Genomic DNA, 24,117 nt, shown 5'->3' on the forward strand with positions numbered 1-24,117 from the left:
ACTACTTTTTCTCCGCGGCGATTGAAATCTTCTCTATACCAGCAGATTTAATCGCGTCCATTACTTTAACTACTACGCCATGTTTAGCTTCTTTATCAGCCTGAATGATTACTGTTTCAGTAGGCTGTTCAGCTATCATTCTTTCGATGTTAGCAGCAACACGTTCAACGTCTACTTGACGTTTATCCATGTGCACTTCACCGTTTGGCTTAATAGCAATAAAGATGTTAGCAGAAGGCTTGTTAGATGCATTAGAAGCCTTTGGCTTAAGTACATCAATACCCGCTTCTTTAACAAAAGACGTGGTAACAATAAAGAAGATAAGCATAATGAATACGATGTCTAGCATCGGAGTCATGTCAATTGCAGCATCTTCGTCATCACGAAAACGTTGTTTACGTGCCATAGTTCAATCTCCTAGTGATGTGGCAAGCTATCAACTAGCTTCTCTTTTGCCACTTTAACTCTTGTTTCAAGCCTTGAGCTGAAAAATATTCCAGACAACGCTGCAACCATTCCCGCCATTGTAGGGATTGTTGCCATTGAGATACCAGCAGCCATCAAACGTGGGTTACCAGTACCTTGAGATGCCATTGTGTCGAATACAGTAATCATACCGGTAACCGTACCTAAAAGGCCGATTAAAGGACACATAGCAACAAGAGTTTTAATAATTAACATTCTTGCATTTAATAATTCGGATGCTTCAGAAACCCAAGCGTCACGGATTCTATGAGCACTCCAAGATGTGGTGTCAGTTCGAGCGTCCCAGCTTGCGATAATATTCGCACGTAGCTTAGGGAACTCAGCGGTTAAAAACCACCAACGCTCAATCATTAACGCCCACATAATTAGAAGAGCTGCGGCGACAAAGTATAAAACAAAGCCGCCCGTGCCGATAAAATCCCTGACAGATTCCCAGAGGCCCATCAGGTAAATCATCATTACGCTTTCTCCTTCTCAGCATGTGCTGCAATGATACCGGCGCTTTGCTCATCTAAAACATGAACAATTGATTTAGCGCGTGCTGCTACAACACTGTGAACAAAGATTAGTGGTAATGCTGCAATAATACCCATAGCTGTTGTTACCAACGCCATTGAGATTGAGCCTGCCATTAATTTCGGGTCACCTGTACCAAACAATGTAATTTGCTGGAACGTTTCAATCATACCTACAACTGTACCTAGTAGACCTAATAGAGGTGCTACAGCAGCTAAGATTTTAATTGTATTGATACCACTTTCGATGCGAGGAGTTTCACGCAGGATAGCTTCATCAAGTTTAAGTTCTAAGTTTTCTACGTCAGAGTTTTTATTCTCTTGGTAAATTTTAAGAATACGACCTAGAGCGTTGTTATCAGAAGGGTTAGAAGTGTTCTTAAGCTGAGCTTTCATCTTAGAACCTTCACCTAGTGTAATAACTAAACTACGTAGTGCTAGTAGGAAACCAAACGCTAAAACAACTGTGATAACGTAACCTGGAGTACCACCTTGGTGATAACGATCTTCAAGTGTCGCTTTCTGTGTGTTTAGACGTAAAATACCGCCACGAGATGGATCAACATAGAAAGGTACTAATTCACCTGGAGTCGCACTTGCTAAATCTTCAGCAGATGAACGGTAGTGTGATTCAGCAGCTTTACCTAAGTGTTGAACAATTTGAACATCAGAGTTGTAAATAACATAGTCACCAGATTCAGTAACAAGGTTAAATGCACCTACACGAGTTAGTTTCTCAACTGCAGAACCACCGGCTGTTGCAGATACTTCTTTGTCAAAAGTAACTACTTTACCAGATTCAGTCATTTCTGTTTGTAGAGCGATCCATAACTCTTCTAGTTCACGAGTTGTAGGAAGCTTTTTAGCTTCTGCCAATTCTGTTAGAAGTTCTGCACGACCAGGGTACTGAGCAGAAATAATTGATGCAGAAACAGAACCCATAGTGTCACCAGCAGCTTGACGTACAACACCAAACATCTCACCTAGTGTACCTTTGGCGCTGTTAAGTTCTTCAGCTCTAACTGCTAATGTTTTTTCGTTTTGAGCATATTGCTTTTGCAAACGCACGCCACGGTCTTTTTCATTAGCTAGTTCTTTTTTAGCTTTATTTAGTAAAGCTTGTTTATCAGCTTTAGCAGCATTGAATTCTTGTTCACGCTTTTTGTTAAGTGCGCCCTCAGAAATTCGGTCTTGCTTAACTTGCTTTAACAAATCATCTAATTTGTCAGCAGCGTTTACATTAGCTACAAAGCCAGCTGAAGATACAACAGCCGCTAAAACCAATGAATTAAAAATCTTTTTCATGTGTTATTACTCCGCGGCAAAGATTGGTAATTTGATTAACTCATACGGCGCTTGTTTGCGAGCCATACGGATAGTTAATGTCACGTCTTTAAGGTACTCATCACCTAGTTTAGTCCAACCGCGAACGCTGTTGTCCCATACCCAAGCACTTTTAAGATCTTTAGACTGTGCAATCAATGCAATACGACCTACATGAACGAAGTCAGCTGTGATTTCTTGGCCACCAAGATTTTCAGTTGCTTCCCACGCTTCAACCGCTGTACCGTAATCTTTTTCGATTTGGTAAGCTTCTAAAACCTGACGGTACTTCTCTGAAGTACTAACGTTAGGATCGATCATTGTTGCACGAAGTTTTTCAACTCGAGCTACACGACGATCTAGTTTGATAGGCATATCTGCGTTTACAAATTTTTCTAACATATCGATCATGCGATACATAAGAGGCACAACATTGCGTTTAGTATTCTCAATCTCAGCAATCTGATCTTCTAATGATTTAATTTCATCATTTTGAGCAGCAACTAACTTAGCTACGTGATCATTATAAACTTTGTTGATTTCTGTTTCGGCAACAACATCACGGTATTCGAACATCAACTCAGTTGTTTGCTCTTGAATAGCGTTTATTTTTGTTTGTGACTTTGCAGCCGCCTTATGGATAGTGCGCTCTGCAGCGTGTATTTTCTCTAGTGGATCTGCAGCAACTGCAGAACCGGCAAAAGTAACCGCTCCTACTAGAGCTGTAGCTACTAGATTTAATTTCATCTTAGACATAGTTCCCAACCAATGTATGTGTTTAAATTTTCTTTTTAAGAGTAATAACTCTGTATTCGCAGTTAACATACTACGAATAATCACATAGAGTGTCCCAAACATAACTCTTAATGTCAATTGAGTAAACTTTATCTACTCTCATTTTATGCGATTATGAGTTTTAATGAGATTAATCGGTTATTAATTTAGCAACTTTGCTGTTTCATAAGGGCTTATAAACTGAATGATAGTTCATTTAAGTCACCTTGGTGGGCTATTTTTAATTATTAGGTAGTAAATGTTATCGTTACACCTAGTTCTAAGTTTGTATTCATAACATGTATTCTCTGACCTTACTAAAATGACCAATTTAGTTGTTTATCAAAAACGGCTAAAAGTTCAGGAAACCCTGCGTGCAAAATTGATTCCGCAATTGGAAAAAGTTGTTTATTTATATAATGTTCGTAATCTAAAAGTGCTTCATTCATCGCTAATTCTTGCGGTCCTAAATGAGTGATTACATATTGAACTTGAGAACCCCTAGTATAAATTTCTCGACCGTAATGTTCATTTGCAGCTCTTGCAGCTTTGATTTGTGGCGGTGTAGTTTTGACATATTCCGACAAATGTTGTCGTATACGTTTAGTGTAAGTACACTTTGAGTCGAGTTTTCCTGAGTTTAAATCATTAATAGTTTGCTCTAAGAATGACTTGCAGGGTTGGTTATTAAAAATCAATTCAAATAACTCGGTTTGAAACTCTTTTGCGAGTGGTGTCCAGTCACTTCTTACAGACTCCAATCCTTTAAATACAATTTCACTAGTGCCATCATTATTTTGCTTTTTGCCTGCATACCGTTTTTTCGATCCTGCTTCAGTGCCTCTAATGGTTGGCATAAAAAATGGAGAGTAATGAGTTTCAAATTCCATCTCTAATTCACTCGTTAAGTCAAAATCTGTTTTTATCTTTTCCGTCCACCAGCTATTTAGACGAACTTCTAACTGTTTACCATCTGTGCTTTTGTAGTCACTGCCCTCGGTACTAACAAATACGGAATCAGTGTCACCATAAATAACGGTAAGTCCCTGCTCATGAAACCAATCTTTAGATTGATTTAGTACCCAATGGCCTCTCATCGTAATAGAGCTAGCAAGTTTAGTGTCATAAAAACGACAACCGGCAGAACCGAGCACTCCATAAAAGCTATTCATAATAATTTTGATGGCATTAGAATGGATTGAGTTATTATTCTTTTTAGCATTTTCACGTGCTAACCAAAGCTTATCTAAGATAGAGGATAATATGCTTTTGTCCCTACTAAATTCCCCGCCACGAAAGCCAGGAATCACGTATTCTTTAGAATCATCAAATTGAGCTTCTATGAGCGCCACAGGATCTATATTAAAGGTTCGAATAATACTTGGATAAAGGCTCTTAAAATCAAAAACAAGAACGTCTGCATGAATACCCGGTATTGAGTCCATTACAAAGCCACCTGGACTATGTACATAATCTTCCATTGCAACGAGGTTATTCGCTATCCAACCTTTGCGGTGCATTTCTGGCATATAAAGATTAGTAAAGGCTGCAACTGAGCCGCCAGTTTTGTCGAGTTCAAGTCCTGTTAAACGAGTTCGGGTAATAAGGTATTGCGTAAGCTTTTCTTGAGAGAAAATTTTAGATACTAAAATGCAGTCTTGTAGGTTATATGCAGCAAGTTTAAGAGGCTGCTCTTTGTACAATAGTTTAATTGCTTGTAACTTGTCACCGCCTTCTTCCGTTAGTTGGATTTTCTGATCTTTTAATATTTCGTTTGCCACATTATTTAGTGAAAAGCTCGAGAAGTGATACGTGGCATTTTTCATTACATCTATACCATCTAACACAACTCTTCCCGCAACATAAGCGCGATCAGGAAATCGTTGCTGACCTCTTTGCCCATCACTAAACTGAAGTGCAGTGCCGTCGCGCCCGAGAGTTAGCTTTATATTATGGCGCTCACAAGCTCTTACTATTAATCGAATATCAAAACTAATAAAGCTCCAACCGATCAGGCCATCAGGATCTTGACTTTGCACTTCCTCAATAAAACGCACTAACAGCGCTTTTTCTGTGCTTAGCCACTCCGCATAACCTAGGCTTTCACCGTCATTCTTACTATCTTCAATACTTTTTTTGCCGGACTCAGAAACGCCAGTTAGGTTGTAAAGCACCTTTTCATAAGGCGCCCCTTCTCTTAGGGGCTTGTCTTCTGCTCGAGGCCTAGGCTCTGGGTTAGCTCCTGGCTTAAATTCTTGCTTAAATTCTTGCTTAGCTCCTAAATAGCCTTGATGTAAACCAATTGAGAACAACTCACCTTTTTCATTACACTCAATATCAATGCTTAGTAAACTTAAGTCTATTTGAGGTTCTGTGCTTTGACTCGCCGCTTTTAGCTTTACTTTGCGAAACTCAATGTAAGGTGAATTGTTTGATACTAAGTCACCAACAAACTCGACATCACCTTTGACAAACCTTTCCATCAAATATCTATCTATCGGCTTAACATCAGCCTCAAATAATTCTATCTGATAGGTTTCGGCTACTTGTTTCACTTTATAGTAGGCTCGCAAAGACGGGCTATATAATGCAACCATAGGTTCGTTATCAAAATTGCGTAACGGCAATGGCTTAAAATAAGCAGGTGATGATTGTAATTTAAGCGCGCTTTTTAATGCGTCTAAGTCTGTTGCTCGAACAAAACAGACGGCTTCTTGGTCTTCAATTAGCAGCTTAGCTAAACCGATTGAGGTTTTAACCCAAATTTCAAATACTAGTCTTCCGCCGGCGTCATATTGATTTCTGGTGAGGATAAAACCGTTATTAGGAATAGATTGATATAAGTGAGTCGACATCGGCATATCAAAAGATTGAGATGGTCGTTATAATACCTGTAAGAATTTGGTATTCAACCGTTGCCGTAAATCAAGTAAACGTGGAGATGTCTTTTGGAGTGGTTCCTCGAACTGTTTAATTTTACCGAGCTGTCTGGTGGCATTATAGCTCTTCTTTTAGTGTCTGCGTTTTTAGCTGGTTTTATTGATGCCATAGCTGGCGGCGGCGGTTTACTTACTGTGCCTGCACTTCTTGCATCGGGGCTTCCTCCTCACGTTGCTCTAGGTACTAATAAGCTGGCTGCTACTTTTGGTTCACTTACGGCAAGTTATGCCTTTTATAAAAAGAAGCTGTTTTCACCCTACTTTTGGCGCATTAGTCTATTAGCCACTGCGATTGGCTCAGTGCTGGGTACAGTTATGGTTTCATTCCTTGATGCAACAATTCTTAATAAAATATTACCTTTTTTAATTGGCTTTAGCGCCCTTTACACTTTATTTAACCCTATCAAACCTTCTGGAAATACTCAGTTACCTCAAAAGTGCCAAGGTTTAACAATCAAAAAAGTCACCCAAGGACTTACCCTTGGTTTTTATGATGGATTTGCCGGACCTGGAACTGGGGCTTTTTGGACAGTAACTAACCTGGCTCTTTATAAAATGAACTTGCTATTGTCTTGTGGCGTTGCCAGAGCCATGAACTTTGTTAGCAATATATGTTCGTTAGTGGCTTTTATTATTCTTGGTCACGTTAATTTTACCATTGGTTTAATGATGGGTATTTTGCTTATGGTGGGTTCCTACACAGGTGCGCACTCTGCTATTCATTTTGGAAACAAATTCATCCGCCCTATTTTTACAGTTGTAGTTTCTGTCATGGCGATTAAACTGGCGATAGATGCTTGGTTATAGTCATTACTGCCTGGTGCCTTAAATAAACAATAATAAAAAGGGTAAACGTCTTGTCTGCACAGCAATCAATAGCGACGCTTCAATCTCAGGTGGCGTTTTTAGAAACCCAAGTCCAAAGTAGTAAATTAACCTATCAGAACTGGTTTAGGTCGAGCGATATATTCAATTCCAGCTATTTTCATACGCAAAGTGATGACATTAAAGATTACGTAAAAGAGCTAAAATCTAATATTGAACGCCTTGCCAAAGTAAAAGATCAAACTCATGCTGACTACTTAAGTGACATGATTGCCCATCAATTTGGTTGCTTTAAAAACCTGTTAAATTCGGGCGACTTGAATTCTAAATACGCGGCACACAGAGGTAAACATATTAGACTCCAGCAACGAGTTAAAAATATTGCCCAACAAGCAACACAAACAAGCCAGTCGTTGTATGAAGAGCTATCTAAACTTCACGAATATGAGCGACGCTTAATTGATATGGTCGCGGACAAGCAAGCCAGTCTTAATCAGCACGCAGGTGCCAATAAATCAGAGCTTCAACAACAAGTATTGTTAACACAACAAAGACTAGGCCGATGCCGCCAAGCAATCACAGGTGTTGAAGATAAAATACAGCAACTCGATAGTCGTCAATAACATGAAACAGTTACAAACCGTTTTCCATCCAATCTATAGCCAATTGACGCTACCTAAAAACCACAGATTCCCAATTGATAAGTATCAGTTTTTACATGACAAGAGCCGAGCAGTGTTTAGCGATAGCATTTATGTTAATGAAGTTGAGTCGCCTGTAACTAAAGAAACGTTAGGCTTAATACATTCGAAAGAATATATTGAAAGTTTTTTAACTGGCAACATAGATCCTAAAGCGATGAAACGTATTGGCTTTAATTGGTCACAGCAGTTTGTTGATCGCACTCGTTATGCCGTTGCCGGTACTATTAAAACAGCGAGACTAGCACTAGAGCACAACATAGCCGTCAATTTTACAGGCGGTTATCATCACGCTCACCCTACCTTTGGTTCAGGTTTTTGCGTTTTTAATGACTTGTCTCTTGCGGCAAAAGTAGCCATTGAAGAATCTTTAGCCAGCCGAGTACTGATTTTTGACTGTGACGTGCATCAAGGTGATGGCACTGCCACTTGCGTTGAAGATGAGCAATCTATTTTTAGTTTATCAATTCACTGCGAAAAGAACTTTCCTTCGAGGAAGCAGCAAAGTGATTTTGATCTTGGTTTAGAGAAACACCTACGGGATAAAGAATACTTAACGCACGTAAAAGATGCTCTTTTATCGGCATTAGTCGCCTTTAAACCTGACTTTATAATTTATGATGCCGGTGTGGATATTCATGTAAATGACGACTTAGGGCTGTTAAATATATCAACAGAAGGGATTTACCAAAGGGATAAAATGGTATTTGAAACCGCTAGGGCTCACAATATACCAATAATGGCGGTCATTGGAGGAGGCTATCAAAGAGACATATCAGCACTTACAGAGGTTCACTTTCAATTAATTAAAGCGGCCCATCATACGTTTTTGTAAATTTTGCCACTTTCTTAAATTAAGTGTTATGTTTATTAACAGTAATTAAATAGGGAAACGTTATGCAACTATCTACCGACATTCATAATTATTACGAAAAGCTAGTCATTGACTACATTGCCCATAACAAATTAGATGATAAATACGACGACGAATTTTTAGCTGATATGTGCTGTATTGTATTAAATCAATTACCATCAAAATATATCCGTCATGAAGTGGATATGGCATTTTATCTACCTCAAGCCGAACGTTACGAAATGGAAATGCAAGTACGAGAAGCTATTGGTCGAGCGTTGGAGTTTATGAATTCTAGAGAAAATAGAGAATAAAGGTTTGCCTGAAAAAGAAGAACGAGAAGAAACAGAAGAAAAGGCTGGCCACCCTCTTGAGGACGCTCCAGAGCATGTGCAACTTGCCGTTGATTTAATCATGTTGTTTGAGAGTAACAATATAAATACCGACACGGCCATTAAAGCATTAGAAATAGTACAAAATGATTTAATTTATAAGCAAAAAAAAGCACAGCCTTAGCTGTGCTTTTTCATTTTACTGGGTTGTGATTAAACCACAGTACTTCAACTTCAATCTTGCGACTTCAGTCTTAAAACTTCTGCCATGCAACTACAGTCCTAACACTACCTTCTCTGACTTCAAAGACTTTGAAGTGAATAATACCAATCCATATGAGAACAGCATAGTTACAATCATTCCGCCTATTACTGGTGTAAAGTCCGTTAGCTCACCACGTATTAATTTACTAATTGCCTGTTGCTGGGCAACAATTGGTAAGTAGTCTAATGCCGCATGTTTGTATTTACTGAATTCCAATGCCATAGGCACAATCAATGGAAGCATAATTGAATACTGAATGTAGGTTTGTGCTTCTTTAAATGACTTAGCGTGGAATGTAGTAACCAACTGAAACGCCGCAGCAAAAAATGCCAGTGGCAGAATGATGAACCACATCTTCACCGCAACTTCTAAGTCAAAGTTGAATGCCATACCAATTTTATGTAGTGGTATAAACGGAATCACTACTGCCGTTAAAGCAATACTTAATGTACCAGCAAATAACCCAAACAAACCTGTGTTAATGGTTTTAGAAGCTACAACATCAAAGGTTGATACCGGTTGCATTAATAATAACTCAAGTGAATTACGCTCTCGCTCACCAGCACTACAATCTATTGCCACATTAGTTGATGAAACAAAAACCGAGAATAAAATGAACACACCCAACATGCCCAAAATAATTGCAGATTTAGAACCTGGAGTACTCGTGTCTTGCTCTTCTAAATCCACCACATCTATTACTAATGGTGAGATACCACGTGCTACTAAGCGCATGTTTAAAACTGCACCTTCGTAATTCTCAAGTACCCTTTTAACCCGTCTAATTTGAGAAGAACGTTCTTGGTCTGAATAGTCAGCATTGATTAATATATTTGCTGGTAAACCAGAACTTAACTGCGATTCAAAATCGTCAGAAAATGTCAGGCTAATTTTAGAGTGTGTATGCGTTTCACCATCAAGCTCAAACTTTTTACCGGTACTTGGTAGCTCTGCATGAAAAATACTTTCTCGCTCTAGCAGCTCAACTATTTGAGGTGCCATATCTCCGTTGTTAATTTCAATATAAACATCATCAACTGAACGCGCTTTTTCAATATTGAACGTCATCATTACGGCAAACAATAACGGTGTAAACAACGCACCAAATAGCGCAGCAACTACCGATCGCTTATCACGAATAGTATCTATAAATTCCTTTTTAAAAAGTGCCTTTATCATGCTGCTATCCCCTCATCACTGCCAATCAATGTCACAAATGCTTCTTCCAAAGACTCTTTACCAGTGCGCTCACACAACTCTTGCGGAGTGCCTTCATCGGCAATTTTACCATCGGCTATTACTATTACTTTATCGCACAAGGCCGCAACTTCTTGCATTACGTGAGATGAAAATAAGATACAGGTTCCTTGCTCTTTTAACTCGATAAGAATATCTCGTAAAATTCGAGTACTCATTACATCTAAACCACGAGTAGGTTCGTCAAGAATTAAGTTTTTAGGCTCATGTACTAAACTTTGCGCTAATACTACTTTCATACGTTGACCTTGAGAAAAACCAGCGCATCGACGATCTATAATATCTCCAATGTCTAATCGTTTAATTACCTTCTCAATGGCCTGCATCTTGGCATCACCTACAAGACCATGTAAGTCGGCGAAATAGGCAATTTGCTCTCTTGCTGTTAAACGTTCATAAAGGCCAAACTTATCTGGAAATATGCCAATCTCTTTACGTGCGCCAATTGGATCTTTCTGGCTGTCGATACCGTTGATAACGCCAACACCATCGTCTGCTTTTAATAAACCATAAAGAACACGCAACGCCGTTGTTTTACCAGCACCGTTCGGTCCAAGCAAACCAGTAATTTGACCGTCTTGGGCACTAAAGCTTAAGTTCTTAAGTGCTTCAACGTCACCAAACTTCTTAACTAAATTTTTTACTTCTAACATAACGTATCCTTACTTAAGCTGATTTTTGTTCGTGAAAAACAACTGCGGTCGAACTTCTTCCGCACAACTAAAGTCTAAGTTATCTAACGAAGACGTACTTAAAAACTCTTGTATCGGTTTTAAACACGTTCTAAAAGAGGCAACATGAGAACCTTGCTCAATCACTACATGTTTTGCATTCTCTAGTGTTTCCATTGCCATTTCACCGTAAGCTGGCGGCGTCACTGGATCATACTTTCCAGAAAACAGTAATACCGGCACTGAGGTTTTTAATGGTTTATTAAATTCAGGATCAACGGACCATTCAGGCCAGTATTTGCAATACTCGCTCAACGCATTGTAACCACGTTCACCATTAAAATAATTATCTGCATCATTGGTATAATCAGAAGGCATGGCTCGTGGGAAGTCTTCATTACAAAGAATGTTCATTGTTAACCCAGCATACAGTTGTCCAGGCGCACGTTCTGCTCTGTCAGTTTGACCAATCATAGCTGCCAAAGCTCGGTAGTCGCCGGCCGCAGCTTTGTTCACTACATAAGGCAGCATCACTCGAGATCCTAAGGCATATAATGTGCCTCTTAGTGCATCAGTGACCTTGTTGTAGCTTAAAATCATATCTACTGGCTCACCACTTAACGGATGATGAATTTGTTGAACGATCGGCCCTTCTTTTAGGCGGTTCGTTAACGTTAGATAATCTTGCTTTAAATTTGGGAACGCTTGGTTACAAGCTTCATGGGCTTTACAATCTTCGATTAATAGGTCAAAAGCTCGTTCTGAAGTTTTGCCAAAAAAACCAATAACTAATTGCATTGGCGCGTTACTATCCAATGTTGCGGTTTCTATAGATTCAGGGAATTGTTGAAGATAGGTAAAACCTGCTCGAGTACCATATGAGCCGCCAAAAACATGTAATTTCTTATGACCTAACGCTTCTCTTACAGCTTCTACATCTTTAATTGCATCTATCGAGTTATAACTTGGTAAGTGTCGGTCATTAAAAGTTGCCAAACATTTAGAAATCTCTGATTTTATATCAATGCTTTGATCGTCAAAGGTAAGTGGATCAATACCTTCTTCATCACAAGTAATAGGCGATGACTTTCCCGTTCCTCTTTGGTCAACTAAAATGATATCGTGCTGCTGTCTGACATCATTTAACATCATATTTAAACCGCCAGCCAACTCTGTTGCAGCTTGCCCTGGACCACCAGCTAAAAATACAACAGGTAACGACTTACTTTCTTCTTTAAACCGCGGCAATACAACAACATTCAAGTCTATTTTGTTATCATCAGACATTGGTTTTGAGCGATTTTCAGCAACTGGTAATGTGCCGCACAAGGCCTTACTCTTAACGCCATCAACAAAACACTTTTCTAGTTCAAGTGTTGATGATGCTTGAGCAAATGGTGAGATTGCTAACGCTGCAGCCAATACTGACATTGAGCGAAACTTAGCAGAGACCATAATGGGTAACTCCCTTACATTATTAGAATTTTATTTACCGGCTACTTTATAATTTTAATTTAGCAACCGCAATGTAGGAAAGAACAACCAAAGGTGAATATTTAGAGTAACTTGTAACAAAGCATGAACAAAGGGATTAGGTTATTGAAATCATGTTGTTTCGGTCAAAAGTCATCAAACGGAAGTCTATTTTCAAGTTTGATTATTTTTAATAAAGAGGGAGTTTTAGAACAGTTTGGGTGGCAACCCCACCAGCGACATCTCGGCACACGAATCACCAGCTATGGCTGCTCCCTTCCGGGCCTGACCAAGTTTACCAGCTATCGTTGCGAGAGAACCAATGGGGTCACCATAACGAGCTGTTAGGTAGAAAACCTAACGGCGCGAATTATTACGCAATATATTGGGAGTTGCAAGGTGTAAAAAGAAAACCAACGTTAACTGTTCAATAAACAAGCTCTCATAGATTGTTGCTAATTTAATAGTCGTGTTTGAATACCTTAGGGTATACTTAGATTTGTATTTCTGGTGTTTTCTAACAAGGATAATCTGAACAAATGCTTTTTAATCAGCCCAAAGAACCCGCTAAAATAGCGCTTGTATTAACCGGTGGCGGCGCTCGAGCTGCTTACCAAATTGGCGTGTTAAAAGCGGTAATGGCGCACCTTCCTCGTAATCAAAAAACACCTTTTAAAATAATATGTGGTACGTCAGCTGGCGCAATTAATGCGGTCACCTTGTCTACTCATGCATCTTGTTTTCATCTCGGGGTGAAAAAAGCAGAATGGGTATGGAAAAACTTCTCAACAGATCAAGTTTATGCCAGCACATGGCGAGGTGTTTTTTCTCATTTATTTAAAAACTTTTTATCACGATTTAGTAAAAAAGGCATTGATAGAGCCACTAGTTTGTTAAACAACGAACCTCTTAGAAACTTACTTAAGCAAGTGATTAACTTTCAACGAATCGATAGAAATATTCTAAGTGATCATTTGTCGGCTATCTCAGTGTCAGCATCAAGCTATAGTAACGGTGACTCTATTTCATTTTTTCAATCAAGCGAAGGTCAAGAGTGGAAGCGTGCCAAACGCCAAGGAGTTAAAACCGTACTCACCACTCGACACCTAATGGCATCATCTGCGATACCACTTATGTTTCCAAGCATAAAAATTGGCGAAAGCTATTATGGCGATGGAGCTATACATCAACTGAGTCCGCTAAGTCCTGCCATTCATCTAGGTGCAGACAAAATTTTGATACTCGGTGTTGAGCAACCAAATCAAGACAAATACTATGGTCAGTCTGAGTTTCACCCCAATTCAGCCGCTATAACAGGCCATTTATTAGATACCGTATTTACTGACTCTATGAATGCTGACTTGGAAAGATTAGAACGGATTAACAAAACCTTAGAATACGCGCCTACTGAAAAAACAGGTTTAAAACATATCGATACGCTACTTATTAATCCGTCTAGAAACTTTAATAAATTAGCTCGACACTATTATAAAAACCTATCACCAGCGATTAAATTTTTGATGCGTTTTTTTGGTGTAAAACAGAATGAAGAGTCAGCCCTGCTTAGCTATATTTTATTTGAAAAGCCATTTACCGAGAAGCTTATTCAAATAGGTTACGAAGATGGCATGGAGCGTATCGACGAAATACTAGAGTTTTTAGAATTGGGCACAGCCGCCGAACTAAAGGCAAATTTATCAAAGGCCAAGGCTAAATAAAAACAAGGTTTATCCTGTCATTAAAAAGCGCTCTATACGCTCCACTCGACGCGGCTTTCCTTTCACTACAATTATGTCCTGAGCTTTTACTACGGTATCAAGCTCAGGGTTTGATATCTCTTCGCGCTCTCTTCGCAAGCCGATAATATCAATGCGGCGCTCCACGATTCTTAGTTCCGCTAACGTTTTACCCACTGCAAAAGCATCTTCCGGAATCGCTATTGCATGAATAAACTCTAATAAATCTCTTTTATCCGATGATATTTCCGTGCCTTCACCTTGATAAAAGCCATGCATTTGACCGTATCTATTTTCACGTTCCTTACGAATTCGCCTTAAGACTCGAGACATAGGAACACCAGATTCGAACAATACCTGAGATACAAGCATTAAACTGCCCTCAATAGCTTCCGGGACCACTTGATCGGCTCCCTCTTCAAGGATAAACGCCATATGTTCATCTGATTTAGTACGAACCATTATTCGAGCAGAGGATGAGCACTGCTTAACATTATTAATAACCGTTTGTGTTTTTGTTAAATCACCAAAAGTAATGACCACCAGCTTTGCGTCGCTTACTTTCACGGCATTTAAAATCGCTTTGTCACGCGCATGTCCAAACTGAACATTCTCACCAGCAGCCTGTGCTTCGGCAACTCGAACGGGATCAACATCAAGCACAACATAAGGCACGGCTTCGGATTTTAGGAAACGACTAACGGTTTGACCAACTCGACCAAAGCCACAAATAATGACATGACCTTTTAGATTGGTTTCAAATTCAGCTTCCGTGGACTCATTATGCTGCTGCTCTTTTTTACCAAATAGTCGGCCTCCTGCCAAAACCAGCTTTTTATCGTTGCTAATAATACTAGGAGTTACCGCCATACTGATCACTCCCACGCCTAATAATGCTGCAGCAAGCTCCGATGATACCAGATTAAATTGTTGCGCTAATGCCACTAAAACAAAGCCAAACTCACCCATTTGGAATAACATTAGTCCGGTAGACCAGCCATCCGCACTGGTTTCTCCTGCTAATACTGAGACATGCCTAATAATCAGTGTTTTAATAATGAGCATGACGGCAATGGCGCTTAATATAAAAGCCCATTGGCTTACCATTGCATGGAGGTTTAGAGCCGTACCTACGGAAATAAAGAACAGCCCCATCAAAATATCTCTGAACGGCCGGATATCAGCTTCTAACTGATGTTTATATTGGCTCTCACTCAGCATCATGCCAGCTAAAAATGCACCCAGTGCCATTGAAAGACCGAAAAAGCTCGTGAGCGTGCCAGCTAGAACAGTAACGAGTATGGCGGTGAGTACAAATAGTTCATCGGTGCGAACTTGAGCAACTTGATTGAATATTTTTGGTAATATCCACTTGCCAACGGAGAGCAATATAGCGACGACTATAGCCCCTTTGCCTAGAGCAATTAAAATAGCCAACAATAAACTACTTTCCCCGTCCCCTCCAAGTATTGGAATGGCAATTAAAAAAGCAACCACCGCTATATCTTGAAATAACAGAATGCTTATAGCAACTTGCCCACGCTTTGTTTGAGTAAGCCCAGTTTCGTTAAGAGATTTAACAACAACGGCAGTAGAGGATAAAGCAAAGATACTACCGATAATAAATGCACTGCTCCAAGAATGGTTTAAACCAACAAATATGAGCATGAATATTATTAGTGTCAGAATAACTTGGGCACTGCCGACACCAAAAACCAGATGCCGCATGGCCACTAACTTTGGTACAGAAAATTCGAGTCCTAAACTAAATAGCAGAAAAACGATGCCCAATTCCGCAACTATGAGTAAATCTTTAGGATCTGAGATCACACTCATCACCTGCGGACCTGCAATTACGCCTGCCACTAAGTAAGCTAAAATGGCCGGCAGTTTAAACCGTTTAAATAACCATACTAAAAACACAGAGGTGGCCAGTAAAAAGATTAACTCTAGAAAAATCCCATGTTCCATAATCTACGTGTTTAAACCTCTTATTTAGCCAGTGTTTGCCGACGGTATTCTGTCAGTGTAGCAGAACATCTTTTGACCACTATATTTATTCTTTATTTATCAGTTTATTGCATAACTGGCATGACTTTCGCTTAGTACAATTAGAATTTTATCTTATTATCAATTTTGGAGGCATCAGTGGATTATATTAGTCACCTAGACGTAATAAACCCTGACTCAAATGCAGCCTTGTTAACAAACTGGGCAGGATACCAGACAGGCTATAATGACCAGATATCGTTAGTTGAACAATTACAAACAACACTAGATATTGAACAACAACTTACCATCTTTTTAGAAGCGCTTTCCAATAGTTTTAAAATCAGTGCGATTGATTTAGAAACTTACCATGGCAGATTCACTACAGGTAAAGCAGCAAAAGGTTGTGAGACACTAGCGTTACCAATTCGAATCCATGACCAATTAATGGGTCGTGTTTTATACCATTCTCAAAAGCCAATCACTGACATTTTACTTTCGTCATTAAGCAATTTTCAGAAGCGACTGGTATTTCCATTACGCAACGCTTTGGCTTTTTGGCAATTACAACAGTTAGCTTTGAAAGACTCTTTAACGGGAATAGGAAACAGGACTAGTTACAACGAGGCGATTTCAAGAGCCATTTCACACTCTAAACGCTACAACACACCATTTTCTTTACTTGTGATGGATTTAGATAATTTTAAACAAGTGAACGATAATTTTGGTCATCAAATGGGGGATGAACTTTTAGTTCAGTTTGTAAATCTTGCCAACAAGTGTTTGAGAAATACCGATCAGTTTTTCAGATTTGGTGGCGACGAGTTTGCCATTATATTGGAACACGATAAAAAGAGCTCTGCATCTATCGTTTCAAATCGCCTTTTAAGTACGGTGAAAGATTCTGATATTGTTAAAAAGTTTCATGTTAGCGTGAGTATTGGCGCTGCTATAAGCGCCACCGAAGACTTAGAAAGCACTATTTTTGCTAAAGCGGACAAAGCACTTTACCAAGCTAAACAAGCCGGTAAAAATTGCGTTAAATTTGCTTAGTTTATTAATAACTAACGTAACTTTTTGTCATCAATCTAATTGAACCTTAATATGCGGTTGCAGTTCAAAAGCAACCGCAATGTCCCCAACAGCTGCTAGCTGGTTATTTATATAAACGTTTGGCATTCTTTCTCTTAACCAAGCTGGACAGCCTTTTTGTTTCAATAACTCGGATACTTTTTTGTTGCCCGACTTAACGTTGGGTTGGATTTTACCTACAATTTGGCCCCATTTAACTTGAACTAATAACTCAGCATTCTTTTCTGAATCAGCTTCTACCTGGTTAAAACGGTGACATTCTTTAAAAAAGCTCGGCAATACAATAATCGAAAAGGTTTTGCCCGCAAACAGACTGCCTGACGGTAACTCTTGTGAATAAGTCTGAGTCTTATCTGCCGCTACCAAACCACCTAACTTTGGTTTATTTAAGTTCGGTTCGTTTGAATTCGGTTCATTTGAATTCGGTTCGTTTGACTGTAGCTCTTCTGATAGCGGTTCATCGGACAGAGACTCGTCTGATCGCGTATCTAGCGTTATAGTTTTTGGCACCGCTTCTGAAGTAAGCTTTAAACAATACAAATAACCTCTATATAGTCGCAACGAATAACCACTAAACTCCACCAATGCTTGGCTATCTTCTTTACTATTAATAACCGTTGTCATTACTTCAGTTAATACATTTCTAGAGGGCGATTTTGTTGTGTGGTTTGCGATGAAAAGCCGAACAAGTTCTGGTTGTTTTAATGTGTTTAGCTGCGCTAGTTTAGCTAAGTTTAAACACTCAAAACCGAACACTTTGCTCTCAATTAAACCAGACAGGTCTTGTTGCAAATACAAAGACAACAAGTCACTTTCTCTAGACAGTAAATCGGTTGTTGTTTTAATTGCGCTAGCCATATGCGGCCAACGTTCCGTTAATGTAGGCGAGACTTTATGGCGAATGAAATTTCTGTCAAAATCTAAACATGCGTTACTTTCATCTTCAATCCAGTCTAAAAACTCTTGTTTTGCATATTGGATTAATTCAGTCTTTGATAGCGATAATAGAGGCCTAACTAATCTTATCTGTTTACTTTGACCCATGCTGTTTGGCAAGTTTGCACATGGACGCATCGCAGATAATCCTTTACTACCTGAGCCTCTTGATAGTCGCATCATAAAGGTTTCAACTTGGTCCAATAAATGATGTCCAGTTAGAACAAAGGTGCCAACGGGTAAACTATCGGCAAAAACGGCGTACCTTGCATCTCTAGCTATTTGCTCAAGTGAACGTTGAGCGGTTTTTTCTAGTACGAGTTGATGACAAGAAAGTTCGATATCATTTATCTGACAATATTGAGTTACGAACGATTGCCAGTCATCGGCATTTTCACTCAAGCCATGATTAATATGAATTGCACTAAAACTAACCTGGTACTGATACCTTAACTCTAACATTAGTCTTAACATCACCATAGAATCTAGTCCACCGCTGAGCGCAACCACAATAGAGGGTTGAGTTGTACTGTCTGCAGTTATGACGTTTAAATCTTGTAAAGACCGATACAAATGGAGTGGATTAAGTGCGGTAGCTGATTGACTAACAGTGCTCATGAGTCTCAATTCTAATGTTTAGTTTGATGATAAACAGGCATAAAAAAAGCCATCTAAAAGATGGCTTTAATAATACGATACTTTTTTGTTTATAAATAGCCAAACGCCATCAAACGATTATAACGCTTGTCTAGCAGCTCTTCTTTTGACAATGTTCTAAGATCCGTTAAATCTTGTTTTAAACGTTGCTTTAAGTTTGAGGCCATTTTGTCCATGTCTCTGTGTGCGCCACCAAGAGGCTCTGAAATAATATTATCAATTAAGTCTAGCTCTTTGATTTTGTTCGCTGTGATGCCCATTGCATCCGCTGCATCTGGCGCTTTTGCCGCGCTTTTCCACAAAATAGACGCACAACCTTCTGGCGAAATAACCGAGTACGTTGCGTATTGCAACATGTTAACACGATCGCCAACACCTATTGCTAACGCTCCACCTGAGCCACCTTCACCAATTACAGTACAAATAACCGGTACTTTTAAACCTGACATTACTTTTAAGTTACGTGCAATGGCTTCGCTCTGGCCACGTTCTTCTGCGCCTATTCCTGGATACGCTCCTGGCGTATCAATGAATGTGATAATTGGCATATCAAAACGCTCTGCCATTTCCATTAGGCGAAGTGCTTTACGGTAGCCCTCAGGTTTAGGCATACCAAAGTTACGTTTAATTTTTTCTGCTGTATCACGACCTTTCTGCTGACCAATAATCATTACTGGTTCATCATCTAAACGTGCAATACCACCAACAATCGCTAAATCATTTGCGTAAGTGCGGTCACCGGCTAACTCATCAAACTCAGTAAATATGCGCTCGATATAGTCTTTAGTATATGGACGAAGTGGGTGCCTTGCTATTTGGGCAACTTGCCAAGCGCCAAGGTTTCCAAAGATCTTTTCCGTTAATTCACGGTTTTTCTCTTTTAAGTTAGAGATTTCTTGCTCTAAGCCTAAATCTAACTCGCCACCGCGGTTAACATTTTGTAATTCATTTATTTTTGCTTCTAACTCAGCAATCGGTTGTTCAAACTCAAGATAATTGAGACTCATTCTTTCACCAGTTCACTTTAATTTTCTATCCATGATTTAATTTACATGAATACTAGAATTCTAATTTAGGCTCAATAGCCAAGTGCTCCATTACATCTACGAACAGCTGTTCATCCGGCGTAACTCGCCACGCTGTTCCTAACTCTAACTCTGCACTTGCCAATTCATTTTGATAGCCAATTCGTATTGGTGTTGTTCCATCTTTATATGGCAATAATATTCGTTTTAAACTATTCATTACACTAGTGGCTTGTGACTCACCAGCAACGTCTAGCTTTATATTTCTAACGAATTTTTCACGTGCCATTGTTAAAGACATAACATCACGCCCGGTCATTGTATTGCCGTCACTGTAATTATCAAAGCTGACCTGTCCAGAAACGACTATAATTTCACCACTTTGCAACAAATCTTTGAATTGCTCAAATTGTTCGGGGAATAATCTAAAGTCTAAACGACCACTTTTGTCATCTAAAGTTACCAGTGCCCATTGATTTCCTTTTTTATTGACCAACACTCGCATGTCAATTATCAATCCACAAACTGTCACCATTTGGTCTCTGCGAGTAGGCTCAACTTCCGACAGCTTTATTTTTGTGTAGTGCCTTAACTCTTTACGATATGCATTAATTGGATGACCCGTTAAGAAAAGCCCAAGGGTATCTTTTTCACCTTGCAGCCAGGTAGCGTCAGGCCACAAAGTTGCTGTTTTAAACTGAGGTTGCACTTCTTCGTGTTCAGTATCAAATAAACCAAATAAGTCTGACTGGCCTAAATCAGCGTTTTTAGCATGTTGAGTAGCTGCTTTCATAGCGTCTTCAAGCGATGCCATAATAATGGCTCTATTCTCTTGAGTATGAGGCTCTGGCCCTAACTGATCTAACGCCCCTGCTAGTACTAGCTTTTCCATTACACGTTTGTTTATTCGTTTTACGTCTACTCGTGCACAGAAATCAAATAAATCAGTAAATCGCCCGCCCTCTTCCCGCGCTTCAAGTATGGCTTCAACTGGACCTTCACCAACCCCTTTGATGGCGCCAATACCATAAACTACGTGGCCTTCGTCATTAACCGTAAACTTATAAGAACCGGAGTTAACATCAGGTGGCTCAATAGTGAGCTTCATACGATCACATTCATCAACTAACGTTACTATTTTGTCGGTATTATCCATGTCGGCAGACATTACCGCCGCCATAAACTCAGACGGGTAGTGACATTTCATCCACAATGTTTGATAGGAAACTAAGGCGTATGCAGCAGAATGAGATTTGTTAAAACCGTAACCAGCAAACTTTTCAACCAAGTCAAAAATCTTCATGGCAAGTTCTGGGTCAATATTGTTGTTCTTTGACCCTTCTGCAAAGGAAGATCGTTGCTTTTCCATTTCTTCTGGCTTTTTCTTACCCATGGCTCGGCGCAGAAGGTCAGCGCCACCTAGTGAGTAACCCGCCATTTCCTGAGCAATCTGCATTACCTGTTCTTGATACAGAATGATCCCGTAGGTCGGCTCTAGAATTTCTTTTAAGCAATCGTGCTGATAATCGTGATCTGGATAGGCTACTTCTTCTCGACCATGTTTACGTTCTATAAAGTTGTCAACCATGCCCGAATCTAATGGACCAGGTCTAAATAGTGCAACTAGGGCGATAATGTCTTCAAAAGTATCAGGCTGAAGTTTTTTAATCAGACTTTTCATACCCGAGGATTCCAACTGGAATACCGCGGTTGTCTCTGAGTTCATCAGCATTCTAAAACTTGCTGGGTCTGCCATATCAATTGAAGTGATATCAACATGTTTAGCTGGATCATCAATACGGCTGTTCGCCATATCAATCGCCCATTGTAAAATGGTTAACGTTCTTAACCCTAAGAAGTCAAACTTAACGAGACCAGCAGTCTCAACATCATTTTTATCAAATTGCGTAACTGGGTTATTACCATCATCATCACAATACAATGGTGCAAAATCAGTGATTTTAGTAGGGGCTATAACAACACCACCAGCATGCTTACCTGCGCCTCGAGTAACACCCTCTAGTTTACGAGCCATATCAATAAGCTCGCGAACTTCTTCATCTTGATTGTACAGTTGCTCTAGTTGAGGCTCGGCCTTAAACGCTTTTTCCAACGTTATTCCAGGGTCTCCCGGCACTAGCTTTGAAATACGGTCAAAAAAGCCAAAGGGTTGGCCAAGCACGCGTCCTACTGACTGAATTACGGCTTTTGCGGCTAATGTACCAAAAGTGATAATCTGGGATACGGCGTCACGCCCATATAGCTCAGCAACGTGATCAATTACTTCGTCACGGCGATCCATACAGAAATCAATATCAAAATCGGGCATTGAAACACGTTCTGGGTTCAGGAATCGCTCAAATAACAAAGCAAATTCAAGTGGATCAAGATCTGTAATCTTTAACGCATACGCCACTAATGAACCAGCACCAGAGCCACGTCCTGGTCCAACTGGAATGTTATTGTCTTTACTCCACTGAATGAATTCAGCAACGATCAAGAAGTAACCTGGAAAACCCATTTGGTTGATTACTTTGAGTTCTATATCAAGACGCTCATCATACTCTACTCGTTTTTCAGCACGTTCAGCTTCGTCAGGAAATAGAAACTCTAATCGTTCCTCTAGCCCTTCTTCAGACAATTTGACTAAAAAGTCGCCTTCCGTCATTCCATCCGTTGGACACTCCGGTAAGAAGTATGTCCCTAACTGAACCGTGACATTACAACGTTTGGCAATTTCAACACTGTTTTGAAGTGCTGAAGGGACATCTGCGAAAAGCTCCAACATTTGCTCTTCAGTTTTTAAGTATTGCTCTGCGCTATAATCTTTTGGCCTGTTTTTATCGTCGATAGTACGCTTTTGATTTATACAAACTCGAACTTCATGCGCTTCAAAATCAGAAGCGTCTAAAAATACAGTTTCATTTGTCGCAACAACAGGTAACTCTAATTGCTCAGCAAGATCTAAAGCCTGCTCCACGTACATGGCTTCATTTGCCCTGCCAGTACGAGTTAACTCTATGTAAAAATGATCATGGAAATGTGTTGTGTAAAAGTCTGTAACTTCAGCCAATAGCTTTTTGTTGTGTTTACTTAACGCATAGGCAACATCGCCAGCCGTAGCGCCAGATAATATGATGACGCCCTCTTTGTGCTCTACTAGCCACTCTTTATCGATGGCTACTTTGCCAAGCAGTGAACCTCTAAGATAGGCCTTTGAGATTAGCGTGGTTATGTTTTTATAACCATCATTGTTCTTAGCTAATAAGGTAAGTCTAAATAACGGCTCGTCATCTGCTCGTTTAACCCAAACATCAACTCCAATGATGGGTTTTATACCTTTACCGTGCGCACCTTCGTAAAACTTAACGAGTCCACAAAGGTTCATTTGATCTGTTAATGCAATTGCAGGGATGGATTGCTCAGAAGCTCGCGCTAAGATTGCCTTAACTTTTGCAAGCCCGTCCATCATAGAAAAATCACTATGGACCCTGAGATGCACAAATTTAGGATCTGAAATTGAAGTGGCGGACGAAATTAAAGCTTCTGACATAAGTAGTATTATTCTTATTAGTGGTACTAAGTAAAATTTTTTCTGAGCGATTTAACTTGTTCAGAAATTTTGTAAAGTGACGTTAAAGCTTAACTCAAACCCAGGGCTTTTTGCACTGGTTTAAAGCTTTTTCTATGGTGCGGTGTTGGACCATATTTAGCAAGCATTTCAAAGTGAAGTTTTGTTGGATAACCTTTATGTTTAGCAAAGCCATATTCTGGATGTATTTGATCAAGCTCATCCATTTCTTGGTCTCTTGCGACCTTTGCAATAATGGATGCAGCACTGATCTCAGGAACAAGTGCGTCACCCTTAACAACGGCGTTTCCAGCAATAGGTAACTCTGGAACACGGTTACCATCTATTAAAACATGCTCTGGTTGTATATCTAACCTTGCTACCGCTCGTTGCATGGCCAACATAGTGGCGTGTAAAATATTTAACTCGTCGATTTCACTAGGATCCGCTCGTCCAATTGCCCAAGCTAACGCATCACGTTTTATGATTTCCGCTAGTGCCGTTCGTTTTTTTTCTGATAGCTTTTTAGAATCTGTCAGCCCTTCTATGGGCTTATTTGGGTCTAATATAACGGCAGCAGTCACCACGTCTCCCACTAAAGGACCTCTTCCAACCTCATCAACACCAGCTATTAACAATACGTTAGGACGAACAAAATTTTCTGCATTAAATATGACTGACATGGCAAGCTTCTCTT

At 39.7% G+C, this 24,117-nt stretch carries 19 protein-coding genes, 1 other RNA gene and 1 pseudogene; 7 read left to right on the forward strand and 14 right to left on the reverse strand.

Annotated elements, in window-relative coordinates:
- Position 1: 1 nt before the first annotated feature.
- From ABD009_RS08810 to ABD009_RS08830, 5 genes are all read right to left on the reverse strand, one after another.
- Positions 2–406 carry an ExbD/TolR family protein gene (locus tag ABD009_RS08810; RefSeq protein ID WP_343824589.1) on the reverse strand — a complete coding sequence of 135 codons (405 nt, stop codon included), beginning with the start codon at positions 404–406 and terminating at the stop codon, positions 2–4.
- Positions 407–417: 11 nt separating this feature from the next.
- Positions 418–942: a MotA/TolQ/ExbB proton channel family protein gene (locus ABD009_RS08815; protein WP_343824841.1), complete on the reverse strand. Its 525-nt coding sequence runs from the start codon at positions 940–942 to the stop codon at positions 418–420.
- Positions 943–944: 2 nt separating this feature from the next.
- Positions 945–2,306, reverse strand: coding sequence for a MotA/TolQ/ExbB proton channel family protein (locus ABD009_RS08820; protein WP_343824591.1), 1,362 nt, complete (start codon positions 2,304–2,306; stop codon positions 945–947).
- A gap of 6 nt (positions 2,307–2,312) precedes the next feature.
- On the reverse strand, positions 2,313–3,080 hold the full coding sequence (locus ABD009_RS08825; protein WP_343824593.1) for a DUF3450 domain-containing protein: 768 nt from the start codon (positions 3,078–3,080) through the stop codon (positions 2,313–2,315).
- A 335-nt stretch (positions 3,081–3,415) separates the two neighbouring features.
- A complete protein-coding gene (locus tag ABD009_RS08830; RefSeq protein WP_343824595.1) occupies positions 3,416–5,953 on the reverse strand; it encodes a DNA polymerase II in 2,538 nt (845 codons plus the stop codon).
- Between the two features lie 93 nt (positions 5,954–6,046).
- Between ABD009_RS08830 and ABD009_RS08835 the strand changes: the two genes are divergently transcribed.
- The 5 genes from ABD009_RS08835 (at position 6,047) to ABD009_RS08855 (ending at position 8,932) form a co-directional block, all read left to right on the forward strand.
- Positions 6,047–6,844 carry a TSUP family transporter gene (locus tag ABD009_RS08835; protein ID WP_425543069.1) on the forward strand — a complete coding sequence of 266 codons (798 nt, stop codon included), beginning with the start codon at positions 6,047–6,049 and terminating at the stop codon, positions 6,842–6,844.
- Positions 6,845–6,894: 50 nt separating this feature from the next.
- Positions 6,895–7,485 (forward strand): primosomal replication protein PriC, encoded by a 591-nt coding sequence (priC, locus tag ABD009_RS08840; RefSeq protein ID WP_343824597.1) that lies wholly within the window; start codon positions 6,895–6,897, stop codon positions 7,483–7,485.
- A gap of 1 nt (position 7,486) precedes the next feature.
- Positions 7,487–8,398 (forward strand): histone deacetylase family protein, encoded by a 912-nt coding sequence (locus tag ABD009_RS08845; protein ID WP_343824599.1) that lies wholly within the window; start codon positions 7,487–7,489, stop codon positions 8,396–8,398.
- A gap of 62 nt (positions 8,399–8,460) precedes the next feature.
- Entirely contained in the window at positions 8,461–8,730 is a 270-nt protein-coding gene (locus ABD009_RS08850) for a late competence development ComFB family protein (protein ID WP_155694352.1), read from the forward strand.
- 4 nt (positions 8,731–8,734) lie between these two features.
- The gene (locus ABD009_RS08855) at positions 8,735–8,932 is read left to right on the forward strand and encodes a YbaM family protein (protein WP_343824601.1); all 198 of its coding nucleotides are present in this window, start codon (positions 8,735–8,737) and stop codon (positions 8,930–8,932) included.
- Positions 8,933–9,022: 90 nt separating this feature from the next.
- Here the strand turns inward: ABD009_RS08855 and ABD009_RS08860 are convergent, their stop codons facing one another.
- From ABD009_RS08860 to ffs, 4 genes are all read right to left on the reverse strand, one after another.
- Complete coding sequence (locus ABD009_RS08860) at positions 9,023–10,192, reverse strand: ABC transporter permease (protein ID WP_343824603.1); 1,170 nt, start codon at positions 10,190–10,192, stop codon at positions 9,023–9,025.
- Positions 10,189–10,923: an ABC transporter ATP-binding protein gene (locus ABD009_RS08865; protein ID WP_155694357.1), complete on the reverse strand. Its 735-nt coding sequence runs from the start codon at positions 10,921–10,923 to the stop codon at positions 10,189–10,191. The genes ABD009_RS08860 and ABD009_RS08865 overlap by 4 nt, the downstream gene beginning before the upstream one ends.
- A gap of 9 nt (positions 10,924–10,932) precedes the next feature.
- Positions 10,933–12,396 carry an alpha/beta hydrolase gene (locus tag ABD009_RS08870; RefSeq protein WP_343824606.1) on the reverse strand — a complete coding sequence of 488 codons (1,464 nt, stop codon included), beginning with the start codon at positions 12,394–12,396 and terminating at the stop codon, positions 10,933–10,935.
- A gap of 246 nt (positions 12,397–12,642) precedes the next feature.
- Positions 12,643–12,739: signal recognition particle sRNA small type (gene ffs, locus ABD009_RS08875), an RNA gene on the reverse strand.
- Between the two features lie 214 nt (positions 12,740–12,953).
- Here ffs and ABD009_RS08880 point away from each other — a divergent pair.
- Positions 12,954–14,132, forward strand: a complete 1,179-nt coding sequence (locus tag ABD009_RS08880) for a patatin-like phospholipase family protein (RefSeq protein ID WP_343824608.1) — start codon at positions 12,954–12,956, stop codon at positions 14,130–14,132.
- 9 nt (positions 14,133–14,141) lie between these two features.
- Here ABD009_RS08880 and ABD009_RS08885 read toward each other — a convergent pair whose 3' ends face one another.
- Positions 14,142–16,121 carry a monovalent cation:proton antiporter family protein gene (locus ABD009_RS08885; RefSeq protein ID WP_343824610.1) on the reverse strand — a complete coding sequence of 660 codons (1,980 nt, stop codon included), beginning with the start codon at positions 16,119–16,121 and terminating at the stop codon, positions 14,142–14,144.
- Between the two features lie 177 nt (positions 16,122–16,298).
- Here ABD009_RS08885 and ABD009_RS08890 point away from each other — a divergent pair, with 177 nt between their 5' ends.
- Positions 16,299–17,192, forward strand: a complete 894-nt coding sequence (locus ABD009_RS08890; RefSeq protein WP_155694365.1) for a GGDEF domain-containing protein — start codon at positions 16,299–16,301, stop codon at positions 17,190–17,192.
- Between the two features lie 30 nt (positions 17,193–17,222).
- On the opposite strand, the gene tilS is transcribed toward ABD009_RS08890, so the two are convergent.
- From tilS to rnhB, 4 genes and pseudogenes are all read right to left on the reverse strand, one after another.
- Positions 17,223–18,785, reverse strand: coding sequence for a tRNA lysidine(34) synthetase TilS (gene tilS, locus ABD009_RS08895; protein ID WP_343824613.1), 1,563 nt, complete (start codon positions 18,783–18,785; stop codon positions 17,223–17,225).
- Positions 18,786–18,874: 89 nt separating this feature from the next.
- A complete protein-coding gene (gene accA / locus ABD009_RS08900) occupies positions 18,875–19,831 on the reverse strand; it encodes an acetyl-CoA carboxylase carboxyl transferase subunit alpha (protein WP_155694369.1) in 957 nt (318 codons plus the stop codon).
- Positions 19,832–19,883: 52 nt separating this feature from the next.
- Positions 19,884–23,402 (reverse strand): DNA polymerase III subunit alpha, encoded by a 3,519-nt coding sequence (gene dnaE / locus ABD009_RS08905; protein WP_425543070.1) that lies wholly within the window; start codon positions 23,400–23,402, stop codon positions 19,884–19,886.
- 89 nt (positions 23,403–23,491) lie between these two features.
- Positions 23,492–24,109: pseudogene (gene rnhB, locus ABD009_RS08910) on the reverse strand (ribonuclease HII); the annotation flags it as partial.
- Between the last annotated feature and the right edge of the window lie 8 nt (positions 24,110–24,117).

Origin of the sequence: Psychrosphaera haliotis (genome assembly GCF_039523615.1) — a bacterium.
In the GTDB taxonomy this organism is placed as follows: Bacteria; Pseudomonadota; Gammaproteobacteria; order Enterobacterales; family Alteromonadaceae; genus Psychrosphaera; species Psychrosphaera haliotis.

Coding starts and splice junctions, on each gene's coding strand:
- accA (WP_155694369.1), bottom strand. CDS start 19,831: ATGAGTCTCAATTATCTTGAGTTTGAACAACCGATTGCTGAGTTAGAA.
- ABD009_RS08810 (WP_343824589.1), bottom strand. CDS start 406: ATGGCACGTAAACAACGTTTTCGTGATGACGAAGATGCTGCAATTGAC.
- ABD009_RS08865 (WP_155694357.1), bottom strand. CDS start 10,923: ATGTTAGAAGTAAAAAATTTAGTTAAGAAGTTTGGTGACGTTGAAGCA.
- ABD009_RS08885 (WP_343824610.1), bottom strand. CDS start 16,121: ATGGAACATGGGATTTTTCTAGAGTTAATCTTTTTACTGGCCACCTCT.
- ABD009_RS08880 (WP_343824608.1), top strand. CDS start 12,954: ATGCTTTTTAATCAGCCCAAAGAACCCGCTAAAATAGCGCTTGTATTA.
- ABD009_RS08815 (WP_343824841.1), bottom strand. CDS start 942: ATGATTTACCTGATGGGCCTCTGGGAATCTGTCAGGGATTTTATCGGC.
- ABD009_RS08845 (WP_343824599.1), top strand. CDS start 7,487: ATGAAACAGTTACAAACCGTTTTCCATCCAATCTATAGCCAATTGACG.
- ABD009_RS08870 (WP_343824606.1), bottom strand. CDS start 12,396: ATGGTCTCTGCTAAGTTTCGCTCAATGTCAGTATTGGCTGCAGCGTTA.
- ABD009_RS08825 (WP_343824593.1), bottom strand. CDS start 3,080: ATGTCTAAGATGAAATTAAATCTAGTAGCTACAGCTCTAGTAGGAGCG.
- ABD009_RS08820 (WP_343824591.1), bottom strand. CDS start 2,306: ATGAAAAAGATTTTTAATTCATTGGTTTTAGCGGCTGTTGTATCTTCA.
- ABD009_RS08830 (WP_343824595.1), bottom strand. CDS start 5,953: ATGTCGACTCACTTATATCAATCTATTCCTAATAACGGTTTTATCCTC.
- dnaE (WP_425543070.1), bottom strand. CDS start 23,402: ATGTCAGAAGCTTTAATTTCGTCCGCCACTTCAATTTCAGATCCTAAA.
- ABD009_RS08850 (WP_155694352.1), top strand. CDS start 8,461: ATGCAACTATCTACCGACATTCATAATTATTACGAAAAGCTAGTCATT.
- tilS (WP_343824613.1), bottom strand. CDS start 18,785: ATGAGCACTGTTAGTCAATCAGCTACCGCACTTAATCCACTCCATTTG.
- ABD009_RS08860 (WP_343824603.1), bottom strand. CDS start 10,192: ATGATAAAGGCACTTTTTAAAAAGGAATTTATAGATACTATTCGTGAT.